This is a genomic window from Vibrio maerlii (genome assembly GCF_003415655.1).
In the GTDB taxonomy this organism is placed as follows: domain Bacteria; phylum Pseudomonadota; class Gammaproteobacteria; order Enterobacterales; family Vibrionaceae; genus Vibrio; species Vibrio maerlii.
In genome coordinates this window covers 63,393-80,747 of the sequence record NZ_QRHC01000010.1, presented here as the reverse complement: position 1 = coordinate 80,747, position 17,355 = coordinate 63,393, and the positions used below count along the sequence as shown (strand labels likewise).

General features: G+C 45.6%; 17 protein-coding genes. 3 read left to right on the top strand and 14 right to left on the bottom strand.

All coding sequences use genetic code 11. The features are described 5' to 3' along the window. Nucleotides 1–104 precede the first annotated feature (104 nt). The 4 genes from DPF91_RS16800 to DPF91_RS16785 all read right to left on the bottom strand — a co-directional run bounded on the left by DPF91_RS16800 (nucleotide 105) and on the right by DPF91_RS16785 (nucleotide 2,897). Nucleotides 105–593, bottom strand: a complete 489-nt coding sequence (locus DPF91_RS16800; protein ID WP_117235603.1) for a DUF2489 domain-containing protein — start codon at nucleotides 591–593, stop codon at nucleotides 105–107. Between the two features lie 8 nt (nucleotides 594–601). After that, a complete protein-coding gene (gene yihI / locus DPF91_RS16795) occupies nucleotides 602–1,159 on the bottom strand; it encodes a Der GTPase-activating protein YihI (RefSeq protein ID WP_117235602.1) in 558 nt (185 codons plus the stop codon). Beyond that, the gene (locus DPF91_RS16790) at nucleotides 1,159–1,797 is read right to left on the bottom strand and encodes a class I SAM-dependent methyltransferase (protein ID WP_164684220.1); all 639 of its coding nucleotides are present in this window, start codon (nucleotides 1,795–1,797) and stop codon (nucleotides 1,159–1,161) included. Before DPF91_RS16790 ends, yihI begins: the two co-directional genes overlap by 1 nt. Nucleotides 1,798–2,279: 482 nt before the next feature. Then, nucleotides 2,280–2,897, bottom strand: a complete 618-nt coding sequence (locus DPF91_RS16785; protein WP_117235600.1) for a c-type cytochrome — start codon at nucleotides 2,895–2,897, stop codon at nucleotides 2,280–2,282. 149 nt (nucleotides 2,898–3,046) lie between these two features. Between DPF91_RS16785 and yihA the strand changes: the two genes are divergently transcribed. Then, nucleotides 3,047–3,706, top strand: a complete 660-nt coding sequence (yihA, locus tag DPF91_RS16780; RefSeq protein ID WP_117235599.1) for a ribosome biogenesis GTP-binding protein YihA/YsxC — start codon at nucleotides 3,047–3,049, stop codon at nucleotides 3,704–3,706. A gap of 611 nt (nucleotides 3,707–4,317) precedes the next feature. Here yihA and spfP read toward each other — a convergent pair. The 3 genes from spfP to hemB form a co-directional block, all read right to left on the bottom strand. Next, entirely contained in the window at nucleotides 4,318–4,365 is a 48-nt protein-coding gene (gene spfP / locus DPF91_RS22445) for a small protein SpfP (protein ID WP_438356636.1), read from the bottom strand. Between the two features lie 193 nt (nucleotides 4,366–4,558). Next, nucleotides 4,559–7,369 carry a DNA polymerase I gene (polA, locus tag DPF91_RS16775; RefSeq protein ID WP_117235598.1) on the bottom strand — a complete coding sequence of 937 codons (2,811 nt, stop codon included), beginning with the start codon at nucleotides 7,367–7,369 and terminating at the stop codon, nucleotides 4,559–4,561. Between the two features lie 684 nt (nucleotides 7,370–8,053). After that, the gene (hemB, locus tag DPF91_RS16770) at nucleotides 8,054–9,100 is read right to left on the bottom strand and encodes a porphobilinogen synthase (protein ID WP_117235597.1); all 1,047 of its coding nucleotides are present in this window, start codon (nucleotides 9,098–9,100) and stop codon (nucleotides 8,054–8,056) included. A 180-nt stretch (nucleotides 9,101–9,280) separates the two neighbouring features. Between hemB and DPF91_RS16765 the strand changes: the two genes are divergently transcribed. Then, nucleotides 9,281–10,042 carry a TatD family hydrolase gene (locus DPF91_RS16765; protein WP_117235596.1) on the top strand — a complete coding sequence of 254 codons (762 nt, stop codon included), beginning with the start codon at nucleotides 9,281–9,283 and terminating at the stop codon, nucleotides 10,040–10,042. 89 nt (nucleotides 10,043–10,131) lie between these two features. Here the strand turns inward: DPF91_RS16765 and tatC are convergent, their stop codons facing one another. From tatC to rmuC, 7 genes are read right to left on the bottom strand one after another with little or no spacing between them, the layout of a single operon-like run. Beyond that, nucleotides 10,132–10,881, bottom strand: a complete 750-nt coding sequence (gene tatC, locus DPF91_RS16760) for a twin-arginine translocase subunit TatC (protein ID WP_117235595.1) — start codon at nucleotides 10,879–10,881, stop codon at nucleotides 10,132–10,134. 57 nt (nucleotides 10,882–10,938) lie between these two features. Further along, complete coding sequence (gene tatB, locus DPF91_RS16755) at nucleotides 10,939–11,379, bottom strand: Sec-independent protein translocase protein TatB (protein WP_117235594.1); 441 nt, start codon at nucleotides 11,377–11,379, stop codon at nucleotides 10,939–10,941. Between the two features lie 3 nt (nucleotides 11,380–11,382). Further along, nucleotides 11,383–11,631: a Sec-independent protein translocase subunit TatA gene (gene tatA / locus DPF91_RS16750; protein ID WP_117235593.1), complete on the bottom strand. Its 249-nt coding sequence runs from the start codon at nucleotides 11,629–11,631 to the stop codon at nucleotides 11,383–11,385. A gap of 53 nt (nucleotides 11,632–11,684) precedes the next feature. After that, a complete protein-coding gene (ubiB, locus tag DPF91_RS16745) occupies nucleotides 11,685–13,319 on the bottom strand; it encodes a ubiquinone biosynthesis regulatory protein kinase UbiB (protein ID WP_117235592.1) in 1,635 nt (544 codons plus the stop codon). After that, nucleotides 13,316–13,936: a ubiquinone biosynthesis accessory factor UbiJ gene (locus DPF91_RS16740; protein WP_117235591.1), complete on the bottom strand. Its 621-nt coding sequence runs from the start codon at nucleotides 13,934–13,936 to the stop codon at nucleotides 13,316–13,318. Before DPF91_RS16740 ends, ubiB begins: the two co-directional genes overlap by 4 nt. 29 nt (nucleotides 13,937–13,965) lie before the next feature. Continuing rightward, nucleotides 13,966–14,751, bottom strand: a complete 786-nt coding sequence (ubiE, locus tag DPF91_RS16735; RefSeq protein WP_117235590.1) for a bifunctional demethylmenaquinone methyltransferase/2-methoxy-6-polyprenyl-1,4-benzoquinol methylase UbiE — start codon at nucleotides 14,749–14,751, stop codon at nucleotides 13,966–13,968. Nucleotides 14,752–14,798: 47 nt separating this feature from the next. Beyond that, nucleotides 14,799–16,325: a DNA recombination protein RmuC gene (gene rmuC / locus DPF91_RS16730; RefSeq protein ID WP_117235589.1), complete on the bottom strand. Its 1,527-nt coding sequence runs from the start codon at nucleotides 16,323–16,325 to the stop codon at nucleotides 14,799–14,801. A 135-nt stretch (nucleotides 16,326–16,460) separates the two neighbouring features. Between rmuC and DPF91_RS16725 the strand changes: the two genes are divergently transcribed. Continuing rightward, nucleotides 16,461–17,345 carry a DMT family transporter gene (locus DPF91_RS16725; RefSeq protein WP_117235588.1) on the top strand — a complete coding sequence of 295 codons (885 nt, stop codon included), beginning with the start codon at nucleotides 16,461–16,463 and terminating at the stop codon, nucleotides 17,343–17,345. Nucleotides 17,346–17,355: the final 10 nt, after the last annotated feature.

Below are 17,355 nucleotides of genomic sequence, written 5' to 3'. Positions count from 1 at the left end.
CCACACCTCAATGATAGCAGAGGCTAATCGCAGCACTTTCCCAAAAATAATATTCAGATCTGATATCAGGATCACGAGATCGCAATCCTGATATTTAGGGTCTGTTACACCATTTGAATAGAGATTTGGTTATTCAATGGTTTCACGCTCTTTTGAAGCGTTTTTAGCTCTTCGATGATCGCTTGCTCTAGTCGAGCTTCCGCTTTATGACGAGTCAGGTTTTGCTGCATGCGCTCTTTCTTTGCTAACTCCTGGCGCTCTTCGCCACGAGCCATATCTTTAACGACATGGTATAGCTCAGAAATAGCTGGATAAGTTGCATCAAAATCCACACGCTCTTCACCCTGAACATAATCCATGATGTTGTACACACGGATGCTGATTTCAGAAAGATCACATTGCCCCTGAATGCCAGCTAGACATAAGGTATTCACGTTCTCGAAGATATTCGCATTGCGCTTCTCGATCGCGAGCTTTTGATGCTGCACCTGCAGTTCATTCTGCTTTTTAAGCTTAAGTAGAAGGTAACCAGCATAGGTCGCAACGCTAAGTAAGATTACTGCGCCTACGATGGCTAATAAGGTTACATTCATGACTGCTTTTATCCTTTAAACTCGTCAAAATCGAAATCATCAAACTCAGAAAGCAGTTCTTCATCAGACTTCTCTTTCTTATCTTCAGACTTCGTTTCAAATGCATCGAGTTCAGCATGAGCAGCTTCTTCTTCGAAGATACCTAGTTGCTTCATTAACTTCTCGATACGATCCAGCTTCTCATCAACTTGCTTCTGAAGGCCTGCACCCAGTGTCTCGCCCGCTTCAATGCGGTCAAGAAGCACCATTAGTTGTGCATCATTCTCTAGCATTTCTAGCTCTTGCGCAGCAGACATACGACGATCAGCCTTAGTCTGTTTCTTCGGAGCTTCCACGATAAGTGGAATCTTCTTCTTGCTGCCTAAACGAGGGTCTTTCTTCTGGCCTTGAGAGCCCAGCTTATTTTCTTCTGCAACAGAGTGGCGGCTACCTGATTTCAGGCCTTTGCGCTTTTTAAGACGCTTACGTAGACGACCTTCAACGTCTGATTCAGTGCGGTTACGCGTGACGATAACTTCAGGTGCACCCATAGCACCTGGCTTTCTTGATTTCTTACTACGGCTCATTACTGGGCTTTCCTCAGTAAAATTACATCATTTCCAATAAATTCTAGTTCGAGCGAGTCGCGCTCAGCAAGGTACTCAAAGGTTTTACGGCTATAAAAGCAGACGTGAGTAATATCATTTTTGTAGTGCCATGTTTTAAAGGCTTCTACATCTATGACCATCTTCGTCATTAAACCTAACCAGCCACCTGGCTTCACTAAATTTAACCATTGTTGCCACACCTGATTCGGGTGATAGAGATGCTCAATCACCTCAGTCGATGTGACGAAGTCATACTCTTCATCTAGCACCTCAGTATCTGGGTAATAGTAGATGTCGTACAACTTCATGTTATGGCCCGCTTCTTCCAACATTAGAGACAATGTTGGACCCGGTCCACAACCAAAATCTAATCCATAAGATTGGGGAGATACCCTGTCCAATATGGGCTGCGCCATTCTTGAAAGAAAGTGGCGATAGCCTTGGTCATTTGGGTCGTTCTGGTGCATGTCATACTGCGCCTTCTCAGCCACGGTATCAATACGTTGATCTGGGTGCACAAACACTAAATCACAACGCTGACACTGCAAATACTCTCGACGTTTATCTTCGTGAAAGTGCTGAATATGTGTGGTTTCACACAAAGGGCAAGCTGGCATACGCGGTTCCTCAAATGGGGATGCGAAACATACCAGAAACTGAGGCTAGAGTGGAGTAAAAATGAACAATTTATCAACAATACTGATAAAAAAAGCGATAGGCAGGGCCCATCGCTTCTTAAGTCGCCGTAATGTGGCGAAATTGTGTGTCACTCATTAAGTGCACAATTCCATCGATTATTTGTGCTTCCAATGCCAAATTGTCGTTTTTCATCATCCTGATGAGTTTTGGCTTTCCGTTTCAAACACCTTGTTGCAGGGCTATTCCTTAGCCTGATCCATTACGCTGCCATCACCTTGATGGCGAGACGACCATCCATATCCAAAGAGCTCCTAGCCCTTTTTGGTTAACGGAAATAAGTATACCGAGTGCTGTTTTTGTGTGCTGTGAGCGAGGTAACAAAATCGCTCCCTTTCCCCAGAAACAACAAACCCCAGCATTTCAGCCAGGGTTTGAAAATTCTTACTCGAGAACTCTGCGATTAATGCAGACCACCAACGTATTTCGATAGCGTATCGATATCTTCATCGGTTAGCTTCTTCGCAACATCACGCATCATTTCGTTCATGTCGTTAGCACGAGAGCCATCACGAAACTTCTCAAGCTGCAGCTTGATGTAATCCGCGTGCTGACCCGAAATCTTAGGGAAACCAGACAGTTCAGTACCATTACCACGAGGACCATGACAAGCAATACATGCTGTTAGGCCACGCTCTGCGTCGCCTGCGGTGTAAAGAACCTTACCTGCTTCAACCACATTCTCTGGTGTACTGTTCGAAGAAATTGGTAGAGACGCATAGTATGCCGCTAGGTCTGCCATGTCTTCTTCAGATAGAGGCATCGCCATTGCACCCATTACTGGTTCGTTACGACCCTGCTTACCACCTGTTTCCATCGCTAACTTAAGCTCTTTAAGTTGCTTCTCAAGATACTTTGCATGCTGACCAGCTAGCTTAGGGTAATTTGTAAGTAAACTGTTGCCGTCCGCACCGTGACACGCAACACATGTTTGAGATTTTGCTTTACCAGCTTCAACATTACCTTGTGCCCATACTGAGCAGCTGGCTAACAGACTCAAGATTAGCGCTAATTTTTTCATGACATTCCATTTATAATTATCAAGCTTCCAGTACCACGTTATTTTTTTACTCGTGATACAATAGGCGACCTTATGCCGAGCACGGTTATTTTACACAATTTCACAAAAAAGTAATCAATCGACTACACAAAGTCGAGATGGAGTTAACAGTGAGCGTAAAAATTCATTATCAAAACACGCATTTCATCACCAGCGCACCAGATATTCGTCATCTGCCTGAAGATGAAGGCATTGAAGTTGCGTTCGCCGGACGTTCCAACGCGGGCAAATCTAGCTCTCTCAATCGCTTAACCAACCAGCGTAGTCTAGCGAAAACCAGTAAGACGCCAGGTCGTACTCAACTGATCAACTTGTTCAAAGTGACCGACGGTTGTCATATCGTCGATCTTCCAGGGTATGGTTTTGCTCAGGTTCCACTGGAACTGAAAAATAAGTGGCAAAAGTCTCTGGGTGAGTACCTACAGAAGCGTGAATGCTTGAAAGGCCTTGTGGTACTGATGGATATCCGCCACCCAATGAAAGATCTCGACCAGCAGATGATCTTCTGGGCAATCGACAGCCGTATCCCAGTACAGGTTCTGCTAACAAAAGCAGATAAACTGAAGAGCGGTGCGCGCAAAGCTCAGCTACTTAAGATCCGTAAAGAAGCAGAAACCTTTGGCGGTGATGTGAAAGTAGACGCTTTCTCTTCACTAAAAGGCATTGGTGTTGACCAACTGCGCGCGCGTCTAGACGAATGGTTTGCGCCAGCTTTTGCTGACGCACTGATCGATGAGATAGCTGAAGACGAGCAGCACGACGAAGAGTAAACCCAAGCTTAACTCTTCGTCTTATATAGAAGATGCCTCGCTATTTTGCGGGGCATTTTTGTATCTATAAGGCAAAAGGACGCTTCGCTAAAGAACAAAGATCCCCGATGGGCTCGTAACCTCGCGCTAAGTGATGAAGGTTAGAAATACGTGAGATTATAGAAACAGAAATAAAAATCCCCGCTCATGGCGGGGAAACGGGAGAGATATCTTATTCGTTATTATTATGATGACGCTAGCGTCGTGCATTTCATCAATTAGATCAATAGCCTAAACACGCACTCATTGCTTCAATTTCTATTTACCACCCTCACACAAACCACTAAATAATTGTTTTATAAAGACAATACAAAAAAACCAAACCGAATAAGACCGTTATTTTGGAGTAAAAAACAATAAAAAGTGTGATGACAAAATATTACAAATTTCTAATTTAATACCAGAAAAGATCAAGCTCACAGAATGAATGCAAAAGCCTGTTAGATAAACAAAGGATAAGACAAGGGAGAAGTGGTTTGGTGTAGGGTATTTAACAAAATACTGATACAAAAGAAAATTTTCTTTCGCCCAATAAAAAACGCCCCAGTCAAAAACTGACTGGGGCGGCTGAATCAGCCTAATCCAATAACGTGAAACAAAAGGTCTGAAAGATAGAACATCTTACCTCTGTACCCTACGAGAGTTAATGTACAACAATCGCTCAGAAATGCAAAGCCTATTTGTAATTTTTTTTCATTACGCTTTTATTATTCCCACATAAACCCATATTGAGACTAGGCTTATTTATAGGCAAAAAAAAGCCAGCTTTGTGGGCTGGCTCATGCTAAATGTTAATTTTCGAATAAAAAATGTCTAGTGTGCTTGATCCCAGTTATCACCATGGCCTGCTTCCGCAACCAGAGGGACATCCAGCGTTGCTGCAGATTCCATCAAATTCTGTACTTTACTTTCAATTTCGGACAAAGCTGACTCTTCAACCTCAAAAACCAATTCATCGTGTACTTGCATCAGTAGCTTCACACGACCATCGCCTTCAGCCTGAATCCACTCATCCACAAGCAACATCGCTTTCTTGATGATATCTGCAGCTGTACCCTGCATTGGTGCGTTGATTGCAGCACGCTCTGCTGCCTTACGACGCATACCATTACGAGACTTGATTTCAGGGAGGTGTAGGCGGCGACCATAGATAGTCTCGACATAGCCTTGTTCTGACGCAGAAGAACGCGTGTCTTCCATGTACTGCATCACTCCAGGGTAACGCTCAAAATAGGTATCCATATATTGCTGTGCTTCACCACGAGGAATGCCTAATTGCTTCGCTAGACCAAATGCACTCATGCCGTAAATAAGACCGAAGTTCACCGCCTTAGCGCGACGACGTTGCTCGCTCGATACCTGTTCAATTTCGACACCCAAGATCTCAGCTGCGGTTGCTGCATGGATATCTTTCCCTTCACGGAAGGCATCCACCAGTGCTTTATCACCAGAAAGGTGGGCCATGATGCGTAGCTCGATTTGAGAGTAATCGACAGCGAGGATTTTCCAACCATGAGGCGCAACAAACGCTTGGCGAATACGTCGACCCTCTTCATTACGGATAGGGATGTTTTGCAGGTTCGGATCGGTTGATGATAAACGACCGGTTGCCGTTACCGCTTGATGGTAAGAAGTGTGCACACGACCCGTCTCAGGATTAATCATCTTAGGTAGCTTATCGGTGTACGTCGATTTCAGCTTAGCAAGGCCACGGTACTCAAGGATTAACTTAGGCAGTGGGTAGTCAAGCGCCAACTCTTGAAGTACTTCTTCGTTGGTCGATGCTGCTCCAGATGGAGTTTTCTTAATAACTGGCAGGCCCATTTTCTCAAATAGGATTGCTTGCAGCTGTTTTGGCGAGTTCATGTTGAACTCTTGCTCTGCGATTTCGTAGGCCTTCTGCTCTAGCTCATCAAGGCGTGCAGCTATCTCTTGAGACTGAGCTCCCAGCTGCATGTCGTCAACAAGAACACCGGTACGCTCAATACGAGAGATTGCAGGTACCAACGGCATCTCAATCTCCTCATAAACCGACTTTAACTGCTCATCTTTTTCTAGATGAGCGAAAATACGGTTATGTAGGCGAAGCGTCACATCTGCATCTTCTGCTGCATATGGTGCCGCCTGATCCAGTTCGATTTGATTGAAGGTCAGTTGCTTTTTGCCCTTACCTGCAATTTGTTCGAACGAGATGCAGCTATGCTGTAGAAAGCGCAGTGCCAAGCTGTCCATATCGTGCTTGCCGCCCACGCTGTTAAACACGTAAGAAGCCAACATAGTGTCATGCTTGATGCCTTTCATATCGATGCCATAGCGAGCAAGTACGGATGCATCATATTTAAGGTTTTGACCGACTTTCGCTTGAGACTCATCTTCTAAGATAGGTTTGAGTTGCTCAAGAACCCAAGCGCGATCCAGCTGCTCTGGTGCACCAATATAGTCATGTGCTACTGGTACATAGGCTGCAACCCCCTCCTCTACCGCGAAAGATAGGCCGACAAGGTTTGCAACCATGTAATCGAGGCTGTCGGTCTCAGTATCAAACGCAAAAACTTCTGCGGCTTTAAGCTTCTCTAGCCATGCGGCAAAAGTTTCTTTATCAAGAATTGTTTCATACTGGCTGCGATCGATCGTTACCGCAGAGGTATCCATCTCTTGCTGATCGCCCGACTTCGCTGCAGCGCGCACAGCACCAACGCCCGTTGCGGCAGACTTCTCATCGGCTTCAACCACACCCGTACCGCCATCGAGCAGTTCATTAAGCCAAGACTTGAATACCAACTTGCCATACAGCTGAATGAGCTCATCGGTATTTGGATCACACTTGGTCAGTGATTCCGGTGTTTCTTCTAGCTCAACATCTAGCTTAATGGTAGCTAGCTCATAAGAAAGTAACGCGTTGTCTTTATTATCAGTGAGCTTCTTCGCCATGGTCTTAGAACCACGGAAGCCAAGCGGTGCAATATCGTCTAGGTTGTCGTAAATCTTTTCTAAGCTACCAATGCCTTGCAATAACGCCGTTGCCGTTTTATCACCCACACCTGGAACACCAGGGATGTTATCGACCTTATCCCCCATTAGTGCGAGGTAATCGATGATCAGCTCTGGTGGAATACCGAACTTCTCAACCACGCCTTCACGATCCATCACAACATTGGTCATGGTATTGATAAGGGTGACATTTTCATCCACCAACTGAGCCATATCTTTATCACCGGTGCTGATCAGCACTGGCATACCTTGCTGGGATGCTTGATAGGCGAGCGTACCAATCACATCATCGGCTTCAACACCAGAAATAGAGATCAGCGGTAAACCCATTGCACGGATAACATTGTGTAGTGGCTCAATCTGCTCTCTCAATGTGTCTGGCATCGATGGACGGTTTGCTTTGTACTCTGGGTACATCTCGTCACGGAAGGTTTTTCCTTTCGCATCAAAGATCACGGCAATACGATCTGATGCGAACTGTCGCATCATGCTGCGTAGCATATTCACCACACCATAAATGGCGTTTGTTTGAATTTCGCCATTGCTCATCGATTCTGGGTAAGCGTGAAACGCTCGGTAAAGATACGAAGAGCCATCAATTAGAATAAGAGGATTTTCTGGGATTTGAGCCATAATGATTATTATCCATGGTAGTTTCCTGAGTCTTGCTCAGGCGCAATGGGTACTAGGATGCCATGACTCACCCAAGGATTCCAAAACATTCCCCACAAAGCACCCGTACACTTATTCACCGCAAGAGCACCTCCTGTGGATAACTCTGTTGGTATTTTTACTCACAGGCAGAACAAGCTGGTGACATGATCGATAAAAAATAGCGGAAGCATTGATAAACAAAGGTTGATCCGAGTGTATAACTATGGATCCAGAGGCAAGCGTTATCCACGTACTGTGGAAAACATATTTTGAGCAGAAATCAAGGCGAAAAAAAAGCGACGTTTATGTTAAATAACATGAATCGTCGCTTAGCTGTAAAAAGCGATACTCTGTCTCTCGAGAGAATATGGCTAAAAGCTTTAAATTACACTGGAAGCAATGTGAGCAATGTCGTGTCAAAAAGAACTGAGAGGTTCTTGAGAAATCCAGCGCTTGATACAGCTAAGCGATGTGACATCCTTGTGAACGTTTCCTCATCCCCTAAGACAAGTTAATAATAACCATTCTCATTTAAATGTAAACACCTAAATGACATTAAATATCATTTAACTGTCGACGTCTCATCTGTAAGACAAAAGATGATATGGAAAGAAGAAAGGCTAGCCGAAGCTAGCCCTTTAATTGAAAAGATTCACAGGACGATCAGTCTTCTGATGCCAAGTGCTGCGCCGCTTGTGCATTATCTTCAGCCAGCCACTCTGCCACATCTTTAGCAAAGTAAGTCAGGATGCCATCCGCGCCAGCGCGCTTAAAGCAAAGCAGAGATTCCAGCACGGTTTCACGCTCTTTCAGCCAACCATTTTGGATTGCTGCTTTGTGCATCGCATACTCACCAGACACCTGATAAGCAAAGGTTGGTGCTTGCAGTTCATGCTTCACACGACGAACGATATCTAGGTAAGGCATGCCTGGCTTAACCATGACCATGTCTGCCCCTTCGTTTAGGTCCATTGCGACTTCGTGAATTGCTTCATCGCTATTGGCAGGATCCATTTGGTAGTTCTTCTTATCGCCACCTTTGAGATTTGCCGCAGAGCCGACTGCATCACGGAACGGGCCATAGTAGCAAGACGCATACTTCGCTGAGTACGCCATGATTTGAGTATGGATATGACCAGCTTCTTCTAGCGCTTCACGGATCTTGCCAATACGGCCATCCATCATATCGGAAGGAGCAACCACATCAGCACCCGCTTCAGCGTGAGATAGTGCTTGTTTGATCAGTACTTCGGTCGTCTCATCATTTTGAACGTAGCCTGTTTCGTCGATAATGCCGTCTTGGCCGTGAGTCGTGAATGGATCGAGTGCCACATCGGTGATCACACCCATCTCTGGTACATGCTCTTTAAGTGAACGAACCGCGCGTTGAACCAAACCTTCTGGATTAAAGGCCTCTGCTGCACATAGGCTTTTCGCATCTTGGTTTACAACAGGGAATAGAGCGATAGCTGGCACGCCTAACTTCGCAAGGTAGGCTGCTTCTTCCAGCATCAAGTCGATAGATAGGCGCTCAATACCTGGCATTGACTCAACCGTTTCGCGGCGATCTTTACCCATCAGAATAAACATTGGGTAAATCAGGTCGTTAACCGACAATTGGTTTTCAGCCATCAGGCGACGGCTAAAATCGTGTTTACGCATACGACGCATACGACGCTGCGGGAATTGCCCTTGAATAGAAACAGTCACTCTATTCTCCTTGTCTAATTCGAAATATAAGAACTCTATGTAAAATCATATCACTCTCTGCCTCTTACAGTGATCTTCTAATCAACGCTTTAGGGCGAAAAATTGAAAAATGACCCTAAGCTCACAGTCCTTTATACTTAACGCAAAGCTACTTATTACAGCCATAATATCGAGACAACCATGATTGATACCCACGCTCATATATACGCGAGTGAATTTGACCAAGATCGAGAAGAGGTAGTGAAACGCGCCCTTTCCCAAGGCATTGACCGCATCCTGCTGCCAAACATTGACCTAGAGTCTATTGAGCCTATGTTGGCGACCGAGAAGCAGTTCCCTGAGGTATGCCGTTCAATGATGGGACTTCACCCTTGTTATGTGGATGCAAATGTTGAGCAAACTCTAGCGACGATCAAATCTTGGTTTGATAAGCACAACTTTATCGCGGTCGGTGAGATTGGTATCGACCTGTACTGGGATAAGACCTTCCGTGCAGAGCAAGAAAAAGCATTTGTCACTCAGTTAAACTGGGCAAAAGAGATGAACCTGCCCGTGGTGATCCATACTCGCGATTCAATTGAAGAGACCTTAACATTACTGCGCCAAGAGCAAGATGGCTCTTTACGCGGGGTGTTCCACTGCTTTGGTGGTTCATTAGAAGAAGCGCAAGCGATTAATAAGCTCGGCTTCCACCTTGGTCTGGGTGGCGTTTCTACCTTTAAAAATGGTGGTATGGACAAGGTCATCCCACATCTAGATATGGACTATGTCATCCTAGAAACAGACTGCCCTTACCTAGCACCTGTTCCTCATCGCGGTAAACGCAACGAGCCATCTTATACTGAGTTAGTGGCTCAACGTATTGCCGACTTGAGAGGGTTAGCTCTAGAAGAAGTGGATGCGATCACGACGAACAATGCAGAGAAGCTTTTCAGCTTATAACTCCCCATTACCGCAAAAATTAAAAAGGGAGAGGCATCATCTGCCTCTCCCTTATAGAAATCAAAGCTCTAGGATCAGTTTACGAATCCTTACTCCTCTACTTCATCCTCCGGTTTGTCTTTGCGCGTGTAGAAACGCGCGAAGAACAGGCCGACCTCAAATAGTAGACACATCGGAATCGCTAACAGCGTCTGAGAAATCATGTCTGGTGGTGTCAGCATCATCCCGATGACAAAGGCTGCTACTACAATGTATGGACGCTTCTCAGAAAGGCTTTGTGGCGTTGTCGCTCCAGTCCAACATAACAAAATGATGGCGACAGGTACTTCAAAGGCAATACCAAAAGCTAAGAATAGCGCAAGTACAAAGTCCAGATAGCTTGAGATATCCGTTGCAAACTCTACCCCACCCAATGAGATAGCAGTGAAGAAACCAAAAACTAACGGGAAGACCACGAAGTAAGCGAATGCTACACCAGCGTAGAACAGCAAGGAGCTTGAAAACATCAACGGCATGATCAGGCGCTTTTCATGCTTGTATAAGCCAGGGGCAACGAACGCCCATACCTGATACAAGATGTAAGGCACACAGATAAAGATTGATGCAATCAACGTCAGCTTCAGCGGTGTAAAGAACGGCGAGGCTACATCAGTAGCGATCATGGTCGCCCCTTCAGGTAGACGCTCTACCAAGGGTGCAGATACAAACTCGTAAATATAGTTAGCGAAGTAGATCAGACCAACAAATACCACGATAACCGCAACAATGGCACGTAGTAGGCGATTGCGCAGCTCAAGTAAATGGGTGATCAAAGGTTGCGTCTGCTCAGCAGAAGACATAACAAACCTCTAAATAATAAGGACAAAAAGGAGGAGCTGAACTCCTCCTAACTGGTATTAACGCGCTGTATTGTCAGAAGACTTTTCTGATTCCAGCGGTTGAGAAATATTTAAACTCTCAACACTCTCTGGCTGTTCACGTTTTTCTTCTGAGCTAGCTTGCTCAGTTGACTGAGCTGTTGCTGTGCTCTCATCTGCATCAGGCTTTGCATACGGACGCTGAACTTCTTGCGCCGCTTGCTTTAACTCTTCTACCGAAGCCTTAAGATCAGGAGATAAGTCTTCCATACCCATCTGTTCTGCTTTCTTAAGGTTTTCTTGTAGCTCAGCAATTTTTAGCTCATGATTAAGCTCATCTTTTACGTTGTTCGCCATATTTTTGGCCGAACCAATGAACTTCGCTACGCTACGAATTGCTTTCGGGAGTCTTTCTGGTCCTAATACAACTAAACCAACAACAGAGATTAATACCAGTTCCCAAAAACCGATATCAAACACGGATTACGCCTGCTCTTTGTCTTTTTTAGTTTCAGAAGTTGCTTCAGTCTTTTGCTGATCAATGCTCTTCTGTTCGAAGTCCGCATCTTTCTTTTCGTCAGGCTTACCTGACTCGTCATCAGCCATTGCTTTCTTGAAGCCTTTTACGGCACCACCTAGGTCACCACCGATACCACGTAGCTTCTTCGTACCGAAAAGAAGGACCACGATTACAGCGATAATTAGAAGTTGCCAGATACTGATTCCACCCATTTTGTTTTACCTCGGGTCTGATAATTAAATTAATAAGGTCAAGAGTTTAACGCCTATCGACGGTAAGCTCGCCAACTCATCAACCAAAATGTGACCCCGACAACGCCGCTGGTTAATGCGTACGAATGTAGAGGCCCCGAAACTAATATGGCAGAGCATACGACTAAAGTTGCTCCAACACCAAATAAAAACTTTCCTGTTGCTTGCTGACGCTTAGTTTCACGATAGCCATGGTAAAGCTGGTCCACTCTTTGGTTCATCATTTTACCTTGGCGTAAGCTGTCATAAAGCAGCTCAGGTAACTCCGGCAGCTTTTCAGCCCAGAATGGCGCTTTCTCTTTGACGGCGTTAATCACCGCCTGAGGGCCAACCTGATTCATCATCCATTTCTCAAGAAACGGCTTTGCCGTCTCCCATAAGTCTAGCTGAGGGTATAACTGACGACCTAACCCCTCAACGTAGAGTAACGTCTTCTGCAACAATACCAGCTGAGGCTGAACTTCCATATTAAAGCGACGCGCAGTGTTAAAGAGATTAAGCAGCACGTGACCAAATGAAATTTCACACAGCGGTTTAGCAAAAATAGGCTCACATACAATGCGAATCGCAAACTCAAACTCGTCGACATTGGTATCGTGTGGCACCCAACCTGAATCAACGTGTAGTTCAGCCACTTTACGGTAATCTCGGTGAAAGAACGCCAGCAGGTTTTCAGCTAGGTAACGCTTATCTTCACTGCCTAATGTGCCCACAATGCCACAATCTAGACCAATCCACTGAGGGTTCTCAGGATGGTCTGGATTAACAAACACATTGCCCGGGTGCATGTCGGCATGGAAGAAGCTATCTCGGAATACCTGGGTAAAGAACACACTCACGCCACGCTCAGCCAACAACTTCATGTTGGTGCCGTTGGCTTTAAGGGATTCAATATCCGAAACTTGAATTCCGTAGATGCGCTCCGATACCATCAGTGATTCACTGCTCAATTCAGGAATGACTTCTGGAACGTAAAGCTCTTCACTATCTTCAAAATTACGACGCAGTTGAATCGCATTGGCTGCTTCACGACGCAGGTCGAGCTCATCTATCAGCGTCTTTTCGTACTCACGTACTACTTCTACCGGTTTTAAACGACGTGCTTCAGGAAGCGCTTTGGCGACTATACGCGCCATGCGGTACATCAGTTTTAGATCTGCATCAATGACCGGGCGAATATCTGGACGGATCACCTTTAAAACGATCTCACGCCCCGACTCTTTTAGCTTTGCCGTATGTACTTGTGCAATCGAGGCCGATGCCAATGGCTCAATGTCGAAATCAGTGAACCAGTACTCTAGCGGTCCGCCAAGCGCCAACTCCATCTGATCTTTCGCTAGTTGCCCATCAAAGGCTTCGACTTGATCTTGTAGCAGAGCGAGCTGGTCAGCGATATGAGGAGGGAACAGGTCACGACGCGTTGACATCATCTGGCCGAACTTAATCCATACCGGACCAAGCTCTTGCAACGCCAAACGCAGGCGCTCACCTAATGGCTTTTCTGGATGCTGGTTCTTTACCCAAAACAGTGAGCGGCGCGCCAGTAGTGGTGCCTTAGTCAGCTGATGCTCAGGCAGGAGTTCGTCCAGCCCATATTCGAGCTGAACCTTTATGATTTGATAGAGACGACGGAGCTCATTGAGTGTCATGCAGACTCCGTCTCTAGGCTGGCTAGCAATGCGTTTAAGCGAGCTTCAACACGTGCAGCTTGGCTTTTCACTTCATCCACTTGGTCACAGAAGTGTGCAACCTCAAGCGGTGGTGGCGCAATTTTCCACTCTTCAGTGAGTACCTGAGCGACATGATTTTGATGCTTCATCGCCTGCACGCCGACAAATGAACCAACGCCTTTCACTCCCTGAACTAGGGTGTGAGCCACTACATCACCTGTCACTCGCGATAACCATTCTTCAACATCTGGCTTGCAGTCATCCATCAATTGCGAAAATTTCTGTGCGAGTTGGATATCACCCTCTAGCACGAGCTTATCTTGCTTAATCAGTTGAGTGATGTTGGCCTGCTCTTTCAGCTCAGGTAACACGCTCAGGTGCAGGGAAAGATAACAATCCGGTTCACCTTCGTAGTTTGCTAGCACATCAATTTGCTGGCTAAAAACAAAGGTAAGCGTCTTATCTAGCTCTTTAATATGAACTTGAATCACCTGACCCTTTAGACGCGACAAACGGCGTACAAGGTCGGGGTTGTCATTAATCAGTGTGTTTAATGACGTCTCGATAACAGCAGTAACAAGCGGCTCAAAAGGCATAATATTTCCTGTCTAATGTTATCGTTAGCTTAGAACTTGTAACCACGGTGCAAGGCAACGATGCCGCCCGTTAGGTTGTAGTAATTGGTGTTCTCGAAGCCGGCTTCATCCATCATGCCTTTCAGTGTTTCTTGATCTGGGTGCATACGGATTGACTCAGCAAGGTAACGGTAGCTATCTGCATCGTTTGCGATAATTTCACCCATTTTTGGCAATAGGTGGAATGAGTACGCATCGTATACCTTTGAAAGCGGATCAAGGATTGGTTTTGAGAACTCTAGCACCAACAGACGGCCGCCCGGCTTCAGTACACGGTACATTGAGCGCAGCGCTTTATCTTTATCTGTTACGTTACGTAGACAGAAGCTGATGGTGATTGCATCAAAGTAGTCATCTGGGAATGGCAGCTCTTCAGCATTTGCTTGTACGTAATGTACGTTGCCCACAATGCCATTATCACGCAGCTTATCACGGCCCACATTCAGCATAGAGTTGTTGATATCAGCGAGGATAACGTGACCCTTTTCACCCACGATACGAGAGAACTTTGCGGTCAAATCACCAGTACCGCCACCAAGGTCAAGGATGCGTTGACCAGGGCGCACACCACTACAGTCGATAGTGAAGCGTTTCCAAATACGGTGGATACCACCAGACATCAAGTCGTTCATGATGTCGTATTTTGCTGCTACTGAGTGGAATACTTCCGCAACCTTAGCGACTTTTTCTTCCTTCGCGACAGTCTCAAAGCCAAAGTGAGTAGTGTCATTACCTGCGCTAAGCGCTTGGTTTGATTGCGCACTGCTATCCGTCATACTGCTGATTTCCTAATGCTTCTAGGTTCGGTGTTTATATAAGAGCCTTAGTCTACTTTATCCTCTAATTCTTCTAAAGCATCATTTTGAGATAGCTCTAGCACATTCGAAGAGATGGGCCTTTTTACCTCAACACCCAGTTGCTTAAAGCTCTCAGCCTGTCGGATCACGTTTCCACGACCAGTCGCAAGCTTGTTCATTGCCCCTTGATAGCTTTGGTTAGCCTTATCAAGCGATGCTCCTAGGCCTTCCATATCATCAACAAACAGACGCACCTTGTCATAAAGCTTGCTCGCCTTATCTGCAATCACCTTGGCATTCTGGTTTTGACGCTCATTACGCCATAGATTGTCGATAGTTCTCAGAGCCACCAACAAGGTCGTTGGACTCACCAAGATGATGTTTTGCTCCATCGCATCCTTAACTAAACTTGGGTCCGTTTGAACCGCAACTTGGAATGCAGGTTCGACCGGAACGAACATCAGTACATAATCAAGGCTCTGAATACCTTTTAGCTGATGGTAGTCTTTTTGGCTCAGCCCCTTAATATGTGCACGCAGCGCAAGTAAGTGGTCACTTAATGCCTGCTCCCGTTGATGATCATTCTCCGCATGGAAGTAACGTTCGTACGCCACCAGTGCCATTTTAGAATCTATCACCACCTGCTTTTCTTGAGGTAAGTGGACTATCACATCCGGCTGATAACGCTTGCCCGCTTCATTTTGTAAGCTCACCTGTGTTTGGTACTCATGTCCTTCACGCAAGCCAGATTCCGCCAGCACACGAGCCAATACCACCTCACCCCAATTACCTTGCTGCTTGTTGTCGCCCTTTAACGCCTGAGTAAGGTTGACCGCTTCTTGAGTCATTTGCTCATTAAGACGCTGAAGGTTCTTTAACTCGTGCACAAGTGTATGACGCTCTTTGGCCTCTTGACCAAAACTATCATTCACCTGCTTTTTGAAGCCTTCCAGTTGATCTCTCAGTGGGTTCAACAAACCTTCTAAGCTCTGTTTATTCTGCTCATCGACCTTGGCTGTTTTAACTTCAAATAGTTGATTCGCCAACTGTTCGAACTGCTGCTTGAGCCGCTCTTCGGCTTGTTCGAGTAACGTTAGTTTTTCTTGGTTTGCTTTATCAGCTTGTTGATAACGGGCAATCTGCTCACGAAGTTCTGTTTCTAGCTGAGCATTCTGGCGTTTATTGTCATTCAAATCATGAGCATATTGATCACGCTCTTGCTTGATCGCATCGAAGTAGCGCAGCTTTTCCATCGCCGCCATCACCTTACCGTGCAGCTGCTTTTGCTCGAATGCCGCTTTATCACGCTCATCGTCTAATTCATCCAGCTCTTGCTGTGCCGCTGCCAGTTCTTGTTTGAGCTTGATTTCAATATCTAGCTTTTGTTGATACTTGCTCTCCATCACTTGCAGTTCGGCTTGCTGCTCTTGCAGAGCCAACTCCAGAGAAAACCGATGTTTTTGTTTGAGCCAAGCACTCGTGACACCAACACCCAATGCTAAAGAGCCAAAAGCGATGATAAGTAGGGATTGTTGTTCAATAAGCCATTGCATGGGTTCAACTATTCCAAAAAATTAGCGATGATTTAATGGTATTTTTATACTGGATAAATGTCCAGTTTGGTGGTTAAAGAATTAGCCTTTAGACTAGGTGAACTTTGCCTTCCAAATACAAATTAAAGGGATGATATGAACGAGCGTAAAGCGATAGGCTATGGCCTATCGGCAGTCTTACTATGGTCGACCGTTGCCACTGCGTTTAAGCTGACTTTGGCAGAGTTTACGCCCATTCAGATGCTCACCATTGCGAGTATTGTCTCTGCGATTGCTCTTTTTGCTATTTGCGCTTTTCAAGGTAAGTTGAATGACATTAGCAGCACATTCACCTCAAATCCGTTCTACTATTTGCTACTGGGTTTGATCAACCCTCTCGCTTACTACTTAATACTTTTCAAAGCCTATGAATTATTGCCGGCTTCTCAAGCACAAGCCATCAACTACAGTTGGGCCATCACGCTGACCCTTATGGCAGCCGTCTTCCTTGGACAAAAAATCCGCAAACAAGATTGGATCGCGTGTGGCTTTAGTTACTTGGGCGTTATTGTGATTGCCACCAAGGGCGACATCCTAGGCTTACAGTTCGATAGTCCAATGGGTGTGGGCCTTGCACTCCTATCGACTCTACTCTGGGCTGGTTACTGGATTCTTAACACTAAAAATAAGGCTGACCCTATCATCGGGGTGCTTCTTGGCTTTTTAGTCGCCATTCCGTTTGCTATCGGTTTAAGTGTTTACGAAGGCGCAAGTTGGTCACAGATTACGATCAAAGGCTGGGCTGCAGTGACCTATGTGGGTTTGTTTGAGATGGGTGTGACGTTCGTACTTTGGTTGAGCGCATTGAAGCTGACTGAAAATACCGCGCGAATCAGTAACCTGATTTTTGCCTCTCCGTTTATCTCTTTGATGCTCCTTGCAACCATCATAGGTGAAGAGATCCATCCAACCACCTTGATTGGCTTAGTGTTAATTATCACCGGATTGGTGATTCAGCAGATGAAAAAAAAGGCAGCTTAATACTCTGTTA